This is a genomic window from Moorena sp. SIO1F2 (assembly GCF_010672755.1).
GTDB lineage: Bacteria > Cyanobacteriota > Cyanobacteriia > Cyanobacteriales > Coleofasciculaceae > Moorena.
Genome location: NZ_JAAHFV010000575.1, coordinates 1 through 2502 on the forward strand (window position 1 = coordinate 1; position 2502 = coordinate 2502).

General features: G+C 40.2%; 5 protein-coding genes. 2 read left to right on the plus strand and 3 right to left on the minus strand.

Annotated elements, in window-relative coordinates; all coding sequences use genetic code 11:
• Positions 1-341 precede the first annotated feature (341 nt).
• Genes F6J94_RS32890 through F6J94_RS32900 form a run of 3 tightly spaced genes read right to left on the minus strand, consistent with a single transcriptional unit; the run spans position 342 to position 1462 of the window.
• Positions 342-473: a hypothetical protein gene (locus tag F6J94_RS32890; RefSeq protein WP_269087035.1), complete on the minus strand. Its 132-nt coding sequence runs from the start codon at positions 471-473 to the stop codon at positions 342-344.
• Positions 461-601 carry a PIN domain-containing protein gene (locus F6J94_RS32895; RefSeq protein ID WP_293047920.1) on the minus strand — a complete coding sequence of 47 codons (141 nt, stop codon included), beginning with the start codon at positions 599-601 and terminating at the stop codon, positions 461-463. Before F6J94_RS32895 ends, F6J94_RS32890 begins: the two co-directional genes overlap by 13 nt.
• The gene (locus tag F6J94_RS32900; protein WP_293047915.1) at positions 602-1462 is read right to left on the minus strand and encodes a tetratricopeptide repeat protein; all 861 of its coding nucleotides are present in this window, start codon (positions 1460-1462) and stop codon (positions 602-604) included.
• A gap of 209 nt (positions 1463-1671) precedes the next feature.
• Here F6J94_RS32900 and F6J94_RS32905 point away from each other — a divergent pair, with 209 nt between their 5' ends.
• Together F6J94_RS32905 and F6J94_RS32910 are read left to right on the plus strand one after the other, a co-directional pair.
• The gene (locus F6J94_RS32905; RefSeq protein WP_293047917.1) at positions 1672-2196 is read left to right on the plus strand and encodes a hypothetical protein; all 525 of its coding nucleotides are present in this window, start codon (positions 1672-1674) and stop codon (positions 2194-2196) included.
• 105 nt (positions 2197-2301) lie between these two features.
• The coding region (locus F6J94_RS32910; RefSeq protein WP_367142317.1) for an NB-ARC domain-containing protein at positions 2302-2502 on the plus strand (201 nt) is incomplete at its 3' end.

Sequence of the window (2502 nt, forward strand, 5' to 3'; positions counted from 1 at the left end):
GCTTGCGACCAATGCGGACATCAGCTACATCCCCCAAATAGACAGTTCCTGATTGGTCTCGGCGCAACACAAACCCTTCCAACTCCTTCACATCCTCAGAGCGACTGACGGTGCGGACTCGGTATTCATAGATAACTACTGGAAAAAATGCAAGGGATAATTAAAAGTTTTTACATTTATTTACAAATATTAGTTTTAGCGATTTATGGACTCAATTATGTGTAATTTATTTTATTTTTTTGAGTTAGCTGTGTTAATGAGCAACACCTTAACCAAAATCCCCAATGCCCCTTTGTTTTTTTTGTGTAGGGTTAGATGTAAACCTAGGATATCTTTTTTGATTAGACAATAAAACTGAGAATCTCTTTCTCCTCTTGCCTGTTGCCTGTTGCCTGTTGCCTGTTGCCTGTTGCCTCTTGGCCTTTGGGAGTATGTTCACAACCCAGATACAACGCGCTTATTACTTCCAGCACTCTAATTTTAGATTCCTGACTTCATTCATTTTTCGATAATCTCTATCTTCTGAAACAATAATTAAATTATGTTGTATGGCTGTGCAAGCTATCCATAAATCGTTGATACGTACTCCGGCATCCTCTATTTATTCCCTAACTCGGTTGACATAGTCCAAACACTCTTGAAAATCATCTCCAGCCCAAGTTGGTGAAGTTTTTAGCCAATCTAAGAGGTTTGTGACTGGATACTTTTGATGAGATAGTTGATAATTGTCAATCTGCCACAAAATTACCCTTGCCGTATTTCTGATATCCATAAGATAGTTTTTGGCTGCGTCTGGAAGCTCATTTTGTTCAGATGCCAAGGCAGAAGCTTGCAAAATTGCCATTAATCTACGTTTAATACGTTCTAGATAGTCCTTGGAGAAGTCAAAGATATGCTTTTCCAAAACTGTTGATAATCTAGACAGTCCTGTGTAAAGACTACTGAATTTATTAACAGTATCGATTTCAAGTGCTCGTTCAAAAGCCTGCTGTGCTTGATCTAATTTACCCTGTTGTTGGAGCACTTCTCCTAAATGGTTCAATCCCATCGCAAGTAATGATTGATTATTGAGGGCTTCAGCGATCGCAATTTCTCGTTCAAAAGCCTGCTGTGCTTGATCTAATTTACCCTGTTGTTGGAGTAATCGTCCTAAACGATTCCACCCCATAGCAAGTAATGATTGATTATTGAGGGTTTGGGCAGTCGCGATTTGACCATTTAGTTCAAATTCATCTCCCAGAGCTGCTATTAAAGGCTGACCCTTGTGTTCTGATCCAATTCGACCCAAATCCTCTACAAAATTCATTCTTTCGATAATTTGCTTGAATTCAGCATAAAATCCTTCTTGATTAGATTGCTCCAGATTCCTCAATTTTGCCTCGCTTATTGCTAAATATTCGATAATCAAGTGCTCGTTATTTAGAACTAATTTAGTTAATTCTTCTTCTGGTAAGATTAGCATTAGTTAAACTACTTTTAATGATATAATATAAGTTGAGTATAGCATGTAAGCATATGCGTAGCACATAAGCTGATAGCTGATAGCTGATAGCTGATAGCTGAATGCTTACTATAGCATTTACCTACTCCCTACTCCCGATTCCCTACTCCCTGCTCCCTACTCCCTTTGCTAAAGTTATATACTAAAACTATCAATCATCTCCTTCAACTATGGAACCATTAGCTGCTGCCGTTGTCGCTATTTCTACTGTGCTCGCCACTAAAGCTCTAGAAAAAACTGGGGAAAATGTCGGGCAAGTTGTCTGGGACCAGACTAACCAGTTTGTGGAATCCCTGAGAAGCCAGTCTCCAGATACAGTAATGGCTATTGAGCAAGCTCCAGAGCAACCTCTCAATTATGCCGAGGTGGTATTGGAAGTAGAAGCAGCAGCCAAGCAAAATCCCGAAGTTGCCCAAGCCATCGATGGTTTGGTGACTACGGTTGATGCTGAAGCTTTGCCTAACTTAGAGGAAATTCTTGAAAAGATTACCAAAGCCTTGGAATCCCACCAGGCTACTAGTGAGACTTACAACATTGAGAACATAATTGAAAACGTGGAGAACTTTGCCAAAGGGGATATTAATCAAGGTAATACTAATATTGGAAGAGATAGTATTGGAAGAGATAGTATTGGAAGAGATAGTATTGGAGGAGATAGTATTGGAAGAGACAAAATAACTAATAATTATAATTGACTACAGTCGCCTGGGAGGCAGGTTAACCAAACTCGACCAAATCAAGCTCCCCCACTACCTCCGTATTATGTCGAGCGCCTGGAAGTAAGCCAACGACTAAAACAAATTCTGTTATCCCAAGAAACCGCTAGAGCTGGCACCTTAGTGGTTAGTGCCATCTATGGCTTGGGAGGAATTGGAAAATCTACCTTAGCTGCCGCCTTAGCCCATGACGAGGAGGTTCAATCCCATTTTACCGATGGGATTTTTTGGGCAACCTTAGGTCAGCAGCCTGATATTTTATCCTTTCTAAGTACGTGGATACAG

Bases quoted from the DNA above. Each gene is read 5' to 3' on its own strand.
- F6J94_RS32900 (WP_293047915.1), bottom strand. From the start codon at position 1,462: ATGCTAATCTTACCAGAAGAAGAATTAACTAAATTAGTTCTAAATAAC.
- F6J94_RS32905 (WP_293047917.1), top strand. From the start codon at position 1,672: ATGGAACCATTAGCTGCTGCCGTTGTCGCTATTTCTACTGTGCTCGCC.